This window comes from Dactylosporangium sp. NPDC005555 (assembly GCF_040605635.1).
GTDB lineage: Bacteria > Actinomycetota > Actinomycetes > Mycobacteriales > Micromonosporaceae > Dactylosporangium.
In genome coordinates, this window is the sequence record NZ_JBEXDG010000032.1 from 26291 (window position 1) to 41488 (window position 15198).

The 15198-nt window shown below is 73.5% G+C and carries 14 protein-coding genes and 1 pseudogene; 10 read left to right on the forward strand and 5 right to left on the reverse strand.

The window, feature by feature from the left end; genetic code table 11:
- Positions 1-2 precede the first annotated feature (2 nt).
- The 4 genes from ABZS58_RS30735 to ABZS58_RS30750 are packed head-to-tail and all read left to right on the forward strand — an operon-like array spanning position 3 to position 3812.
- The gene (locus ABZS58_RS30735) at positions 3-1427 is read left to right on the forward strand and encodes a type IV secretory system conjugative DNA transfer family protein (protein WP_354786721.1); all 1425 of its coding nucleotides are present in this window, start codon (positions 3-5) and stop codon (positions 1425-1427) included.
- A complete protein-coding gene (locus tag ABZS58_RS30740) occupies positions 1424-2668 on the forward strand; it encodes a zinc ribbon domain-containing protein (RefSeq protein WP_354786722.1) in 1245 nt (414 codons plus the stop codon). The genes ABZS58_RS30735 and ABZS58_RS30740 overlap by 4 nt, the downstream gene beginning before the upstream one ends.
- Entirely contained in the window at positions 2665-3303 is a 639-nt protein-coding gene (locus ABZS58_RS30745; protein WP_354786723.1) for a hypothetical protein, read from the forward strand. Before ABZS58_RS30740 ends, ABZS58_RS30745 begins: the two co-directional genes overlap by 4 nt.
- A 26-nt stretch (positions 3304-3329) precedes the next feature.
- Positions 3330-3812 carry a PASTA domain-containing protein gene (locus ABZS58_RS30750; RefSeq protein ID WP_354786724.1) on the forward strand — a complete coding sequence of 161 codons (483 nt, stop codon included), beginning with the start codon at positions 3330-3332 and terminating at the stop codon, positions 3810-3812.
- Here the strand turns inward: ABZS58_RS30750 and ABZS58_RS30755 are convergent, their stop codons facing one another.
- Positions 3813-4313: a YcxB family protein gene (locus ABZS58_RS30755; protein WP_354786725.1), complete on the reverse strand. Its 501-nt coding sequence runs from the start codon at positions 4311-4313 to the stop codon at positions 3813-3815.
- A 192-nt stretch (positions 4314-4505) separates the two neighbouring features.
- Here ABZS58_RS30755 and ABZS58_RS30760 point away from each other — a divergent pair, with 192 nt between their 5' ends.
- From ABZS58_RS30760 to ABZS58_RS30775, 4 genes and pseudogenes are all read left to right on the forward strand, one after another.
- Positions 4506-5597 carry an endoglucanase gene (locus ABZS58_RS30760; protein WP_354786726.1) on the forward strand — a complete coding sequence of 364 codons (1092 nt, stop codon included), beginning with the start codon at positions 4506-4508 and terminating at the stop codon, positions 5595-5597.
- 80 nt (positions 5598-5677) lie between these two features.
- Positions 5678-7135, forward strand: a complete 1458-nt coding sequence (locus ABZS58_RS30765; RefSeq protein WP_354786727.1) for a hypothetical protein — start codon at positions 5678-5680, stop codon at positions 7133-7135.
- A 25-nt stretch (positions 7136-7160) separates the two neighbouring features.
- Complete coding sequence (locus ABZS58_RS30770; RefSeq protein WP_354786728.1) at positions 7161-8312, forward strand: helix-turn-helix domain-containing protein; 1152 nt, start codon at positions 7161-7163, stop codon at positions 8310-8312.
- 167 nt (positions 8313-8479) lie between these two features.
- A pseudogene (locus ABZS58_RS30775) lies at positions 8480-9289 on the forward strand (TerC family protein); the annotation flags it as partial.
- Between the two features lie 56 nt (positions 9290-9345).
- Here the strand turns inward: ABZS58_RS30775 and ABZS58_RS30780 are convergent.
- Complete coding sequence (locus ABZS58_RS30780) at positions 9346-9981, reverse strand: GNAT family protein (RefSeq protein WP_354786729.1); 636 nt, start codon at positions 9979-9981, stop codon at positions 9346-9348.
- An 85-nt stretch (positions 9982-10066) separates the two neighbouring features.
- Here ABZS58_RS30780 and ABZS58_RS30785 point away from each other — a divergent pair, with 85 nt between their 5' ends.
- On the forward strand, positions 10067-11125 hold the full coding sequence (locus tag ABZS58_RS30785; protein ID WP_354786730.1) for a Gfo/Idh/MocA family oxidoreductase: 1059 nt from the start codon (positions 10067-10069) through the stop codon (positions 11123-11125).
- 39 nt (positions 11126-11164) lie between these two features.
- Positions 11165-11677, forward strand: a complete 513-nt coding sequence (locus tag ABZS58_RS30790; RefSeq protein ID WP_354786731.1) for a hypothetical protein — start codon at positions 11165-11167, stop codon at positions 11675-11677.
- Between the two features lie 42 nt (positions 11678-11719).
- On the opposite strand, the gene ABZS58_RS30795 is transcribed toward ABZS58_RS30790, so the two are convergent.
- The 3 genes from ABZS58_RS30795 to ABZS58_RS30805 form a co-directional block, all read right to left on the reverse strand.
- The gene (locus ABZS58_RS30795) at positions 11720-13102 is read right to left on the reverse strand and encodes a glycosyltransferase (protein ID WP_354786732.1); all 1383 of its coding nucleotides are present in this window, start codon (positions 13100-13102) and stop codon (positions 11720-11722) included.
- Between the two features lie 10 nt (positions 13103-13112).
- Positions 13113-13421, reverse strand: a complete 309-nt coding sequence (locus ABZS58_RS30800; RefSeq protein ID WP_354786733.1) for a MerR family transcriptional regulator — start codon at positions 13419-13421, stop codon at positions 13113-13115.
- A 454-nt stretch (positions 13422-13875) separates the two neighbouring features.
- Complete coding sequence (locus tag ABZS58_RS30805; RefSeq protein ID WP_354786734.1) at positions 13876-15126, reverse strand: glycosyl hydrolase; 1251 nt, start codon at positions 15124-15126, stop codon at positions 13876-13878.
- Positions 15127-15198 lie beyond the last annotated feature (72 nt).

Sequence of the window (15198 nt, forward strand, 5' to 3'; positions counted from 1 at the left end):
CGATGACCCAGCCGATGCCGCTGCCACCGTTCCAGGTCGAGCCCCGCCGGCAGGTCTATCTCGGCCTCGACCCCGGCGACGGGCTGCGCCGCTGCTGGTCCGGTCCCGAGGACTCCGTCGGTGTCATCGGGCCGCCGCGCTACGGCAAGACGTCCGGCCTCATCATCCCGGCGCTGATGAGCTGGGCCGGACCGGCCGTCGCCACCTCCACCCGCGGCGACCTGCTGCGCTTCTGCGGCGGCTGGCGGGCCCAGCTCGCCGCGGCCCGCGGGGGCAGGATCTACGTGTACGACCCGTTCGGCTCCGAGCCGGGCGTCACCGGGCTGCGCTGGTCGCCCCTCGCGGGCTGCGCTGATCCGGCGGTCTGCTACCGGCGGGTCGCGGCGATGACCGGCGTCGCCGCCCGTGGCGTCACCGACGGCGAGCACTGGCGGACCGGCGCCGCGGTCATCCTGCGCGGCGTCTTCCACGCCGCGGCCGTCGCCGGCGCCGACCTCGCCCAGGTCCGCCGGTGGCTGGCGCATCAGGACGTGCGGACCCCCGCGGACATCCTGCGGCACACGGACAGCGCCGCCCGCGGCTGGGGCGACGACCTCCAGGCGATCGAGCTGATCGGGGAACGCGAGCGCGGCAGCTTCTTCTCCGTGGCCCGAAACTGCCTCGACGCGACCGCCGAGCCGACGGTCCTCGCCTCGACCGCCGTCACCGACCTGGACCTCGACCACTTCCTGGCGACCTCCTCGACGCTGTTCATCGTCGGGCCGTCGCACCACCAGGACGCGATCGCGCCGCTGATCGTCGGCCTCGTCGACTCCGTCGCGCAACGCGCCGCCGAGATCGCCGCGCGGTCGCCCGGCGGGCGGCTCGCCGACCCGCTGCTCCTCGCCCTGGACGAGGTCGCCAACATCGCGCCGCTGCGCAGCCTGCCGAGCCTCGTCAGCGAGGGCGGCGGCCGCGGCATCATCACGCTGTGGGCGGCGCAGTCCCTCGCCCAGCTGCGCGCCCGGTACGGCACCGACGAGCAGCAGGCGATCCTCGCCGCCACCACCGCGAAGCTCATCTACGGCGGCATGAGCAACGGCGACGACCTGCGCAACATCTCCAGCTGGGCCGGCGAGTTCCGCGACCCGCAGGTCACCTACTACGCCGGCGGCGAACCCACCCCGGCGATGCTGCGCGGGCCGCGCCCCGGCGGCGGGCTGGCCGGCGACGACGTCATCGGCAGGCAGCACGCGGTCAGCGGCCTGTACCGCCCGGTGCTGCCCGTCGAGGCGATCCAGCGGCTGCCGCCGCTGCACGCGTGGCTGTTCTACCGCTCCGACGCGCCGCTGCTGGTCGAGACCCGGCCGGCGGGGCTGATGGAGCCGTACCGGCAGCTCGCCGACCTGCCCTGGGAAGCCCGGCCCGACGCGGAGGTGCCGCGGTGACCCTGCCCGAGCCGGCCGTGCCCCCGGTGCCGCCGGCGCCCCCGGTGCTGGCGTGCCCGCACTGCGGCGCGGCCGTCGGCCCGGCCGCCCGCTTCTGCCGCGCCTGCGGCAGACCCCTCACCGCCGGACCGCCCGCCGACCCTGGACCCGCGCCGTCTGCGCCGTCTGCGCCGTCTGCGCCGTCCGCGCCGTCCGCGTCGTCCACATTGGACGCCGAGCGGCCGAAGCTGCGGTGGAGGCTCATCATCGGCGGGGTCGCCGTGCTCGTGCTGGTCGGTGGGTATCTCGCCGCGAGCGCGACCGACCGGATCGCCAACCGGCCGGAACAGGTCGTCCGGGAGTACTTCGCCGCCCTCGCCAGGAAGGACGCCAGTGCCGTCGCATGCGGCGAAGGGCCGCTGTGCGAACGGGGGGCGCTCGGGTCCGGGTACACCCCGCCGACCCGCCTGACCATCAAGGAGGTGCGGATCGGCGCCGCCGCCGACGACGAGCAACTGGCCCGGCTGCCGGACCGGGACCGGGCCGGCGTCGACGTCACCTACGAGGTCGGCGGGAAGACCTTCGCCGACACGGTCGGGCTGGGCCGCGACGGCTGGTTCACCGGCTGGCGGATCTTCTACCCGCCCGGCTGGGAGCTCGTCGTCGACGGCGAGCAACTGCCGAAGGTGCGGGTCGCCGCCGCCACCGTCACCGCGCACCCCGAGCAGAAGTTCGGCGACTCGCCGGTCACCGCCAAGCTGTGGGCGCCGCCCGGGGCGTACACCTTCACGTACGACGGCGACCCGCTCTACACCGCCGACCCCGTCACGCTGACCGTCGGTGGCGACGCCGGCACGACGACGGTGCGACCGGCCCCGCGGCTCCGCGACGACCTGCTCCCCGAGATCGAGCGGCAGGTCAAGGACCGCCTCGACGCCTGCGCGCGGCAGGCGGTGCTCCGGCCGGACACCGACCCGGCGCTGCTGAGCGGCAACGACTGCCCGTTCTCCGCGCGGGACCGGTACACCAGCACCCGCAACATCACGTGGAAGATCACCCGCTATCCGAAGCTGGCGCTGTCGCCCCTGCCCGGGCGGTTCGCCGCCGTCAAGACGGTCGCCGAGGGCGAGGCGGTGATCAGCTACGACTACACCTTCGACATCCTGGAGCCCCGGGACTGGAAGCCGTTCAGCGAGCCGATCACGGTCTCCGTCGGCGGCAACGTCACCATCGAGGACGGCAAGGCGCTGTGGTACATGTGAGCGACGACGGGACCGCCCGGCTGTGGGCCCGCCTCGACGACGTCGAGCGGCGGCTCGCGACGGTGATCGACGCGGTGAGCGACCTGTCCGGCATCGCCGACGACGTCACCGCCCTGAGCACGCGGCTGACCGCTGCTGTGCCTGTCGCCGGGCGGGCCGCCGCGCCGAGCTGGTTCGAGGTGGACGCGGACCGGGCCGTCGTCATGCTCCAGGACCTCGCCGCGTGGGTCACCGGGATCCTGGTCCGGCACAACGCCGCCCGGGAGTCGCTGCCGGAGTGCTGGATGCTGCACGGCGAGGTGGTGGAGCTGCTCCTCGGCCTGAAGGCCACGTGGGTCGCCGCCTACCGCGACCCGGCCGCCGCGCCCGCGCTCGCCGCGGACTGGCACGAGCGCCGGCTGCCCGGCGTGACCGACCGCATCCGGCGCCACCCGGGCCGCGACTGCGCCCTCGAACACCACGACGGGACCGCCGCCGGCTACCGGCTCCGCGAGGAGCACCACCCGAACGACCGGGTCCGGCCCGTCGCTCCCGACGTTGCCGCGGCGTACGCGCGGTGGTGGGCGACGACCCGCGGCCTCGGCCCGGAGCCGCCGCCGGGGTTGCGGGGCGGGTCCGCGCTCACGTTGCCGTGACACGGGCGGCGGGGCAGAATCCGGCGGTGACCTCTCCAGCTCGGCCGTCGCGGCGCAGGCGCGTGATCATCATCGGCGCGGTCGCCGTTGTGGTGGTCCTCGTGGTGGTCCTTGCCGGATTCGCGATCACCGGACGGGACGACGACCCCACCGCCGCGCCCACGACGCCAGCGGTGAGCGGTCCGGCGGCTCCCGGCGGTGCATCGACGGCGGCGACAACCGCGGGAGCGCCTCCGGCTCCCGCGACCACCGCTCCGTCGCCGCCCGCGGTGACGTCCGCCGCGCCGGTGGCCGTGGCGGTGCCGAACCTCGTCGGCAAGAACGCGGCGGCGGCCCGCATCGAGCTGGAGCGGCTGGGCTTCGGCGACGTGCGGTTCGGCTCCCAGGACGAAGGGGACACCGAGGTCGTCCTGCCCCAGAACTGGACGGTGACGAAGCAGTCGGCCGCCGCGGGCGCGAAGGTGCCGACGAGCACGACGATCGTGCTCACCTGCACCCGGCGCGTGTGATCAGGCGGGCGTCGCCGGCAGAACGCCGCGCTCCACGAGGAACTCGCGCAGCGTGCCCTGCTGCTCGGCCGTCATGAACTGCAGCGGGATCACCGTGTACGGCGCGCGACCGGTGAACAGCACGAAGAAGCCGCGGGACTCGGTGACGCGGGTAACGTCGTCCCAGTCGAGCTCGCCGCTCTCGTCGCCGCTGCGCATCGTCACCGTGTCGTCGCTGATGTCGTAGCCGCCGTCGACGGCGAGCCCGTCGAGGCGCCGGCGGGCCGCATACCGCGCCCAGACCGGGAACAGCATCGACAGCACGCCCACCACCAGGATCACGGTGAAGAAGGGGCCGGCGTCGAAGTTGCGGCCGCCGATCGGCACCCACAGGCCGACCAGCCCGAGCGCGATCAGCGCGAAGCCGATGTACTGGTACTTGCGCAGGTAGACGTCGCTGAGCACGGTGGCGACCCGGGCCGCGTACGCGGGGTCGGCCGGGACGTCGAATCGGATGTGCACCTGCGGAACGATACCGGCCGTCGTCGGTGTCGGCCGGGCGGCGTCCGCGGCTGGGCCGGGCGGCGTCCGCGGCCGGGCCGGGCGGTGGACACCACAACGGCAACCGGTGGCGAACCGGGGGCGCTCCGCACGCCCAGGAATCTTGTTCTGGTCAGGCCGCCGGGGCCCGGCACGAGCAACCGGGGAGATCTTTTGACGTTCGCCACGCTGAACTCCGACCGTGTCCGTCGCGTCGTCCGCCGCCTGCTGCCGATCGGGGTGCTCGCCGCGGGTGTTCTCGCGGGCGCCGGCACCGGCACCGCCGCGTTCGCCGCTGACGCCACGGCCGCGGGTACGCAGTGCACGGTGGACGCCAAGCTCGTCCCGACCTGCGGCGTGCTGTGGGGCGCCGCGGCCGGCGGATTCTCCGACGTGCCGCGCGATCAGGCGCTGAAGACCTTCGAGGAGAAGACCGGCCGCACCGCCGCCATCTACCACACCTACCACAAGGGCAACGAGCTCTTCCCGACCAAGGACGAGATGGCCATGACCGCGGACCCGGCCAGGCCGCGCACCCTGATGCTGAACTGGAAGGTCGCGTACGCCACCACGTGGGCGAAGGTCGCCGCCGGCGCGCAGGACGCCCGGATCGACCGTGAGGCCGCCTACCTGAAGGCCAACTTCACCAAGCCGTTCTTCCTGGTGCTGCACCACGAGCCGGAGAACGACGTGAACCCGAAGGCGGGCTCGGGCATGACCGCGAAGGACTTCGCCGCCATGTACCGGCACACGATCCTGCGGCTGCGCGCGCAGGGCGTCACCAACGCCATCTCGACGATCGCGTACATGAACTACGAGAAGTGGAACAACTCGCCGTGGTGGGCGGACCTGTACCCGGGCGACGACGTCATCGACTGGATCGGCGTCGACTCCTACCTCAACGCGCAGCCGAAGGGCTTCCACAGCGGTGACTTCACCTCGCTGATGGACCGCACCACGGGCAACCAGACCTCGAAGTACCCCGGCTTCTACACCTGGGCCACCACGAAGCACCCGGGCAAGCCGGTCATGGTCGCCGAGTGGGGCGTGTACGACTCGTCCGCGAAGGTCAACGGCGTCAACAAGGCGAACACGTTCGACACCGTGCTGAAGAACCTCGCCGCGATGCCCGCCATCAAGGGCCTGGTCTACTTCGAGACCGCCCGCGACCAGTCGGGCCACGACATCCGCGTCGACGACACGCCGCAGGCGCTGACCGCGTTCAAGCGCATCGCCGCCGACCCGCGTTTCGATGTGCGGCTGTAGGTTGTCCACAACCACCACGTTTTCCACAGCCGCCCCGGGCCTTCGGTCCGGGGCGGCCGGCGTTTTGGCAGACTGCCTCCATGAGCGACACACCCACCGGGATCGTCATCCCCACCGTCGACGGCGCGCCGAGCACGTCCGCGCTCGGGCGGGGCGTGGTCGCCGACGCGCTGCGGTCCGTCGCGCCCGGGTGGGCCCGCGACGCGGAGAGCACGAAGGACTGGCGCGGTGACTACCTGCGCCACTTCCACCGGCTCGTCGAGGCGGGCCTGCCGTCCCGCGAGGCGGCGCTGACCATCGCCGGGGACGGGCTCACCTCGTTGCGGTCGCGGATGCGGTATCGGCCCGAGCCCGCCGCCGAGGAACGGCCCCTGGAGGACGCCTTCGACGCACCTTCCGGTGCGGCCCTGCGGACCGTCACCGTCACGGGGACCGGGGACGTGCGGCGTGAGCTCGTCGTGCCGTATCGGGGCGAGCGGCTCCAAGGGGAGAGCCTCCTGCGGCAGCTCGACCGGTGGGTCTCCGGCGGCGTCATCGAGCCGTCGTGCGCGGAGGCGGTGCGGACCGTCGCCGCCAACCCGTCGTGGCTTGCCCTGGAGGGGCGGCCGGTCGTGGTGCTCGGGGCGGGTGCGGAGATGGGGCCGCTGACCGCGTTGCTGCGGTGGGGGGCCGATGTGGTCGCCGTCGACCTGCCGCGGCCGGCGATCTGGGAGCGGCTGCTGGAGATCGCGCAACGGTCCGGCGGCCGCCTTCACGTGCCTGTCGCGTCCGCCGGGTCCGATGTGTCCAGGGAGGCGGGTGCGGATCTGCTGCACGACCTGCGGCGGGTCGCCGACTGGCTCGGTGAGGTCGACGGGGCGCCCGTCCTGGGCAACTACGTCTACGCCGACGGGGCGCTCAACGTGCGGGTCGCCGTGGCGGTCGACGCGCTGACCGTGCGGCTGCGGCAGGCGCGACCCGACCTTGCTCTGGCGTTTCTCGCCACGCCCACCGACGTCTTCGCCGTCCCGGACGACGCCGTCGACGAGTCCGGCAGCCGGTATGCGACCGCGAAGGGCATCGGGCGGCTCCGGGGGCCGCTGCGGGTGATCAGCGGCGGGCGCCTGCTCGCGCCCAACTACCCGGGCACCCGTCCGGGGATCAACGACAGCCTCGTGCCGCAGCAGGGGCCCAACTACGCCCTGGCCAAGCGGTTGCAGCGGTGGCGGGCCGCGCACGAGCGCGCCGCGGGGGCGACCGTGTCGCTGACCGTCGCGCCCGCGACCCGCACCCGCAGCGTGCTGAAGAACCGGCTGCTCGCCGCGGCGTATGCGGGCGCGCACCGCTTCGGCATCGAGATCTTCGAGCCGGCGACCAGCAACACGCTGATGGCGGCCCTGCTCGTCCACGACCTGCACGTCGCCCGTCCTCCACAGGTGCACCCGTGGCAGGACGAGGCGTTCGCGGCGGCACACGGAGGGCTGTGGCGGCAGCCGTATTCGCCGCGCAGCGCCCTCGGGATCGCTGTTCTCTTCGGCATCGGCGTCGCCCGCGGCTAGCCTGTTCCGGTGAGGTGGTGATCGTTTGTCCGGCCTCGACCGGATCGCCGCCGCCGCGTCCAGTGACGCCGGCGGGGTCGACCCGTCCCTGCTCGGTGGCTTCCTGACCGCGGTCGTCGCGGCCACGGCCGACGGACGGCGCCTGCGCCGCCGCGAGCTGGAGGCGTGCGCCGCGTCCGGGCGCCGGGCGGCCGTGCAGGGCGTGGCGGTGCGCGCCCTGGTGGACCTGTATCTGTCGGCGGCGTGGCGGCTGTGGCGGGACGCGCCCGACGTGGCCGCCGGGGACGCCGCACGGGTCCGCGGGTCCGCGCTCGCGGTGCTGCGGGCCGCCGACGACGGGGTCGCCGCGCTGGTCGAAGGGTTCCAGCTCGCACGGGCCGACGTGATCCGGCTCCAGGAAGCCGTCAAGCACGACGTCATGGAGGCCCTCCTTGCCGGTGGCCAGCAGGCGATCGAGGCGACCGGCCCCGCCGCCGACATCGGCCTCACCCTGACCGGGCCGGTCGCGGTGCTCGTCGCCCGGCGGCCGGCCGGCTTCGGCGGACCCGACACGGCGGCCACCCCGGGCCGCCTCGAGCGCGCGCTGCAGGGCCGGCACGGCGACGCGCAGCCCCTCGTGCTGATCCGCTCCGGCGAGGTCGTGTGCGTGTTCGCCGCGCCCGACGCCGCGGCGGTGCAGGCGGTCCGCGACCTCGTCACCCGCGAGCTGGACCTCGTCGTCCGGTCGGCCTGGCGGGGCGCGATCAGCAGCCCCAGGATCGGCGCCGCGGCGGTGCGGACCAGCCACGACGAGGCGCGGTATGCGCTGGACCTCGCCGACCGGCTGCGCCTGGAGCAGCCCGTGGTCGACGCGCGGGACCTCACCATCTACCGGGTGCTGCTGCAGGACCTGCCCGCCGTGCACGACCTGGTCCGCAGCACGCTGACCCCGCTGACGCGGGCGCGTGGCGGTGCCGCCCACCTGGTCGAGACCCTCGACGCGTACTACGCGACCGGGTGCGTCGCGACGGAGACCGCGAGCCGGCTCAACCTGTCGGTGCGGGCGGTGACGTACCGGCTGGCGCGCGTGGCGGAGTTGATCGGCAGGGACCCGTCGGACCCTTCCGAGCGGCTCACCCTGCACGCGGCCGTCACGGCCGCCCGGCTCCTCGACTGGCCCGCGGTGCCGCTTGAGTGATTGCCGGTGGTCGGCAACATACTTCCGGCCGATTGTCCTGCGGCGGACGCGGACGGGACCCCGTCTGCCAGGCGAGGCTTGAACCCAGACGATTCGCGATCTGTGGAGGCATCATGCTCGATGTGCCGATCTGGCTGTGGGCGACGTTCGGCATCGGTGTCGTCGTCATGCTCGCCGTCGACCTCTTCGCCCACCGTAAGGAACACGTCATCGGCTTCCGCGAGGCCGCCAAGTGGAGCGCCGTCTGGGTGGCGCTGTCGCTCGCGTTCGCGGGCCTGGTGTGGGCGGTCCTCGGCGCCGAGGCCGGGGTGGAGTTCACGACCGCGTGGCTGCTGGAGAAGAGCCTGTCGGTCGACAACCTGTTCGTGTTCGCGCTGATCTTCGGGTACTTCGCCGTACCGAAGCAGTACCAGCACCGGGCGCTGTTCTACGGCGTCATCGGCGCCCTCATCTTCCGGGCCATCTTCATCGCGGCCGGCGTGGCGATCATCAGCAAGTTCACCGTCGTGCTGTTCGTGTTCGCGGCGATCCTGCTGTGGAGCGCGTACAAGCTGGTCAAGGACAACGAGGACGACTACGACCCGAGCACCAACATCGCGGTGCGGCTGGTGCGCAAGATCGTGCCGGTGCAGGACGAGTACTCCGGGGCGAAGTTCTTCGTCAAGCAGGGCGTCAAGTGGGTCGCCACCCCGATGCTCGTCGTCGTGGTCGCGATCGAGGCCGCCGACCTGGTGTTCGCCGTGGACAGCGTGCCGGCGGTGCTCGCCGTCAGCGACGACACGTTCATCGTCTACTCGTCGAACGCGTTCGCGATCCTGGGCCTGCGGGCGCTGTACTTCCTGCTCGCGGGCATGCTGGACAAGTTCCGGTACCTGTCGAAGGGCCTGGCGATCATCCTCGCCTTCATCGGCGTGAAGCTGATCCTGCAGGCGGCGCACAAGACGATCAGCACCTCGGTGCCGGAGATCCCGTCGCTGGTCAGCCTGGCGGTGGTGGTCGTCGTCCTGGCGGGCTCGGTGCTGCTGAGCCTGCGTCAGCCGCCGGCCGACGCTGTGGAGGGCGCCCCCTCGGACGCTTCCTCGGACGCCTCCTCGGACGCACTGCCGGACGCGCTGCGGGACGCTTCGTCGGATGCCCCGTCGGACGCCAGGAGCGACCAGATCTCGAGGTCGTGACGGATGCCCCGGAACAGGTAGGCCTCGCGCAACACCCCGTCCCGTCGCATGCCGAGCCGCCGGGCGACATCGCTGCTCGCGATGTTGTCCGGCCGGCAGTGCCACTCGACGCGGTGCATGCCCCGGGTGTCGAACGCCCAGTCGATCAGCCGCCGCACGGACCGGGTGACGAGACCCCTGCCCTGCCCGGCGGGCTCCAGCCAGCAGCCGATCTCGCAGCTGCCGGCGTCGGCGTCGAAGGCCACGAACATCGTCCCGCCGACCAGGGTGCCGTCCAGCCAGATGCCGAACAGCCGGCCGGCGTCGCGGGCCTGGAGGTCGGCGTACCGCCGCAGCGTCGCCCGCGCCGAGTCCAGGTCCGTGCTGATCCCGGCCCACGGGATCCACGGGTCGACGGTGGCGCGGGCGCGGTCCATGTGGGCGAGGAACTCCGCGGCCTGCCACGGCTCCAACGGCCGCAGCTGCGCACCTGCTCCGAGGGCGACACTGAACATGATCTCCACGCTAGCGGGTTCGGATTTCGTCGTGGGGGGTGGCTTCGGTGTGGGAGCCGGGACGGGGTGGGGGAGACTGCAGGGCATGAGCGACACCTCTCTGCGCGTCGGGCTGGTCGGATACGGCACGGCCGGCTCCGTGTTCCACGCACCGCTGATCAGCACGACACCCGGGCTGACGTTGAGCGCGATCGTCACCGCCAACCCCGACCGCCGGCAGGCGGCCGCCGGGACGCATCCGGGGGCCGAGCTGTTCGGGACGGCCGAGGAGCTGTGGGCGGCGGCGGAGGGCGTCGACGTGGTCGTCGTCGCGTCGCCGAACCGGACCCATGCGCCGCTCGCGCGGGCGGCGCTCGAAGCGGGGCTGCCGGTCGTCGTGGACAAGCCGCTCACGGCGACCGCCGAAGAGGGGGCGGCGCTGGTCAGGCTGGCGGCCGAGCGGGGGCTGCTGCTCAGCGTGTACCAGAACCGGCGGTGGGACGGGGACTTCCTGACGGCCCGGCGGCTCGTCGAGGAGGGGGCGCTCGGGCGGGTGCTGCGGTTCGAGTCGAGGTTCGAGCGGTGGCGGCCGGTGCCGAAGGGCGGCTGGCGGGAGAGCGGCGACCCCGCGGAGGCCGGCGGGCTGCTGTACGACCTCGGCAGCCACCTCGTCGACCAGGCCCTGCAGCTGCTCGGACCGGCGACCGAGGTGTACGCGGAGGTCCACACCCGGCGCGCCGGGATCGAGGTCGACGACGACGTGTTCGTGGCGCTGCGGCACCACGGCGACGCGCGGTCGCACCTGTGGATGAGCGCGCTCGCGGCGTCGCCCGGGCCGCGGCTGCGGGTGCTGGGGGACAAGGGGGCGTACACGAAGTTCGGCATGGACGTGCAGGAGGACGCGTTGAAGGCGGGCCTGTTGCCGACCGGACCCGGCTGGGGCGAGGACGACCCGGCCCGGCACGGCACGCTGACCGTCGACGGGCAGGACCGGCCCGTGCCGACCACGCCGGGCGCCTACCAGGACTTCTACAGCGGTCTCGTCCGGGCGTTGCGGGACGGCGCGCCCCCGCCCGTCGACCCGGCCGGGTCGGTGGCGGCCCTCGCGGTGCTGGAAGCCGCCCGGCGCTCGGCGGAGCGGCGCCAGATCGTCACACTGGGGTGACGAGGGAACCCGGCAGGCGGCGGCCGCGTCGGTACTGACGTGAGAACGCTGCTGCTGGTGACGCTGCTCCTCGCCGGGTGCTCGGTGGTGAGCCCGGGAACGACGGAGCAAGGGAGCATGGGGGCCGAGCCGTTGCGCGGGTTCTCGGTCGCGGTCGACGAGGCCGTGGCCGCGCGGGTGCCGATGGTGCACCTGCGGGTCTGCGGCGGCTGGGGCTGCCACGAGCAGGACGTACCGCTGATGATCTCCGGCCCGACCAGCGCGGCGCCCTGCGCGACCGGTCCGTCGGGGGCGGCCGGTGACGTGTGCGGGGTGGTGCACCTGCCGGGCGCCGGGCCGGGGTACGGGTACGCGCCCGTGCCGCAGCTGACCGCCGACCCGGTCACGGTGACGGTGACGACGCCGCCGGGCGCGCCGATGGCGATCTCCGCCGAGCTCCGGGTCACGGCGCCGCTCGTCTGCCGGGACCAGCGGGCGTCGGCGTGCGCGGACGGCGTGCCGCAGGCGAACCTGCGGATCGCCGCCGACGGGACGGTCGGTCAGCGCGGCTGACCGCGCTGGTCGGCGGCGGGGCGGTGCGCTGGGCTTCGGCGGTCAGGCGTGCGGCGAACTCGGGTGCTGGATCACGGCGGCCAGGTGCGCGGCGACCTCGTCGGGGTGGGGGCGGGCGGCCATGCTGTCGCGGAACCGGGCGGCGGTCATCCGCAGGCCGTAGTCGGACAGGAGGCGGTGCAGCTGGTCGGCGGTGATCGCGGCGCCCGACATCGACCAGCCGGCACCGGAGCGCTCCACGACGCCCGCGTTGTGCCGGCGGTCGCCGGGGCCGGGCACGGCGAGCTGCGGGATCCCGGCGGCGAGCGCGCCGAGGACGGTCCCCGCGCCGCCGTGGTGCACGACGGCGTCGAGGAAGGGCATGAGCGCGTCGAGATTCAGCCAGCCGGTGGTGTACACGTTGCCGGGCAACGGATCCGGCAACCCCCGCTCCGGCCGGACGAGGAGGATGTCGGCGTCGACCTCGGGCGCGACGGCCACGATCGCGCGCATGATGCCGCCGCTGCCGGGTCCGTCGACGGTGCTGCGGGTGACCGCGATCCGTGGCCGTCCACCGGCGGGCGGGAGCGGCGTGACCGGCTCACCGCCGCCGCCCCGCGGATCCCGCGACAGCGAGCCGGCACCCACCCGGTCGCGTGGCGGCGAGCCGCCTCCCGGCCGGTCATGGGACAGCGGGCCGGCACCCACCTGGTCGCGTGACTGCGAGCCGTCCCCCGGCCGGTCATGGGACAGCGGGCCGCCCCCGGGCCGGTCATGGGACAGCGGGCCGGCGCCCGGCAGGTCCCGCGGCGGCGGGCCGGCGCCCGGCCGGCCGTATGACAGCGGGGCGGAGGTGCGGGTGTCGCTGCTGACCGGCAGGCGGCGCATCGGCAGGCCGGGCCGCTCGCCGACGAGCTCCGCGGGTGCGAGCTGCACGGCGGTGACCGGGTCGGGCAGGGCGTCGACGCGGTGCCGGCGCAGTGCCGGGCCGGCGGTCACGTCGGCGAGGACGGCGCCGTCGAAGAGGTTGTTCTCGTGGCGGACGGCGGGGATGCCGCGCCGGGCGGCGGCGACCGCACCGGCGACGGCGAGCGGCTCGTAGACGACGAGGTCGGGGCGGAAGCGGTCGGCGACCGCCGCGACGCCGTCGACGAGCTGCTCGTTGACGGCGCCGAACAGCAGGGCCACGCCGCGGGTGCCGCCGGTGCCGGCCAGCTCGGCACGGGCGATGAACGGGTGGCGCAGCATCGTCCGCCGGGCGATCCGGTCGAAGGAGAAGCCCGTCGCGACGTCGACGACGGGCAGTTTGCGGGTCCGCCCGGCCGTGAGCGCGTCGGCGGCGGTGGCGACGAGGACGTCGTGCCCGGCCCGCCGGAACGCCTCCGCGAGCGGGACGAGCGGCATGACGTGGCCCAGCAGCGGCGCGGACACGAACAGCACACGCATGAGGTGGACTTTAGTCGATCTCCGGCTGAAGCTCCCGGTTGATCCGCAGCGCCTCTTCGAGCTGGTCCTCCAGGACGATGATGCGGCACGCCGCGTCGAGCGGGGTGCCGCGGTCGCACAGCTCGCGGGCCCTGGCCGCCAGCCGTAGCTGATGCTTCGAATACCTGCGGTGGCCGCCGTCGGACCGCAGCGGGGTGATCAGCCTGAGCTCGCCGAGCCGGCGGAGAAAGTCGTGCGAGACGCCGATGATCGCCGCGGCGCGGCCCATGGTGTAGGCGGGAAAATCGTCGTCGTCCAGCGGATCGTCGTTTTGTGCCACGTCACCTCCACGTCGAGGGCCCCGGCGCTCGCGCACCGGGGCCCAGGGTATTGGGTCTAAACACCATCTACCGACATGAATGCCGGAGTGTCATGTCCGCACCTGCCGCGACAACCGTCGCCGCGTGCGGGGATCGCATCAGCCAGACCGAAGACCACCTCTCGTTCGATGGATACTGCGGTGCTCGCCGGACCGTGCTGCACGGTCACGAGCGGGCGATCCAACGGTGTGAACCCTCCCCTTCCTCTCGTCGTCACTCACCAACTGTGCTGAACGGAGTCGCAGCCAGTCGCGCGGCTCTGTCCCTTCGCCCTCGGTCGGGGCGGCATCGTCAGCGTCGTTTCCCAACTCTCTTGGCACCAGAAACGCTACCCTCCGCCCAGGCGAAAATCTAGCTTCGCCATACCAGTTTTTCGAGGTTCACCCGGGCCGGTTCTCTGGCGGCGGAATCCCGTCAGCCGGCCGCCTTGTATGCCTGGCCCGCCGGGGTCGCGGTGGTGCCGTCCTTGTACAGGCCGTAGGCGACGGAGTCGCCGACCGCGGGCAGGGAGAACCAGGCGTACCGCTCGATCCACGACGTGGCCTGCATGCGGGTGGTGGTGGCCGTGATGAAGGCGGTGATCTGCGCCGTGTTCGGGTACTTCGGGGTGCCGGTGAAGTTCATCAGGCCGTATTCGGTGACCCAGATCGGCAGGCGGTACCGGTCGTACACGGCCTGCAGGTAGCCGGCGAACTGGCCGGCGGCCGCGTCGCTGAAGTCCGAGCCGTACCAGTGCAGGGTGATGAAGTCGACCCGGCGGTTCTGCTGGCGCGCGCCGGTCATGAAGCGGTCGAGCCAGCCGCCGGGGGTGTTGCCGCCGTACGCGACGGCCGGGCTGCCCAGGCGCATGCCGGTCGACTCGAGGCGCGGCCACAGCGAGAGGGCCTGCTCGACGCTCATGTCGGCCTGCCCGGCGAGGTCCGGCTCGTTGAAGCCGAGCAGCACGGTGCCCTCGCTCTTCGCCTTCGCCAGGGTGGCGTCGGTGACGTTGGCGGCGCCCCAGATCATCGGGACGAACTCGGCGGCGGCCGGCATGCTGTCGTTGCTCGGCGACCAGTTGTAGTACCAGCCGGCGCCGACGTTCGTGACGGCGGCGGACAGGCCCGGGAACTCCCAGGTGCTGACGCCCTTCTTCTTCCCCGAGGACGGCGGCTGTGAGGACGACGGCGGCGGGGTGGTGCCGCCGGGGAGCTTCCAGGCCTGGTTGGCGCCGCCGGTGCAGCCCCAGATCTGCAGCCGGGTGCCGTCGGCGGAGCTGTTGCCGGAGGCGTCGAGGCACTTGCCGGAGTTCGGGTTGACCAGGCGGCCGGAGCTCGCGGTCCAGCGTTGCGCGCCGGTGCCGTTGCACGCCCACAGCTGCACCTTGGTGCCGTCGGCGGTGCCGGACGCGGCGACGTCGAGGCACTTGCCGAGGGCGCGGACGCTGCCGTCGGACTCGGCCGTCCACTGCTGCGCGCCGGTGCCGTTGCAGGTGTACAGCTGCACGGCGGTCCCGTTGGCGGAGTTGGCGCCGGCGACGTCGACGCACTTGCCGCCGATCCCGGTGATCGGGCCGGCGGTGGCGGCGAGGGCGTTGGTGAGCCCGGCCACGCCGAGCGCCGCGACGGCGGCGGTCGACACGACGAGCGCGAGGGTCCGGCGGCGGACGGTCCGATGGAGCTTCATGGCACTCAAGCTCGCCGATGCGAAAAGGCACGTCAAGCCGGAGGACCCCGACTTCATCAAAGCCTAAGGCAA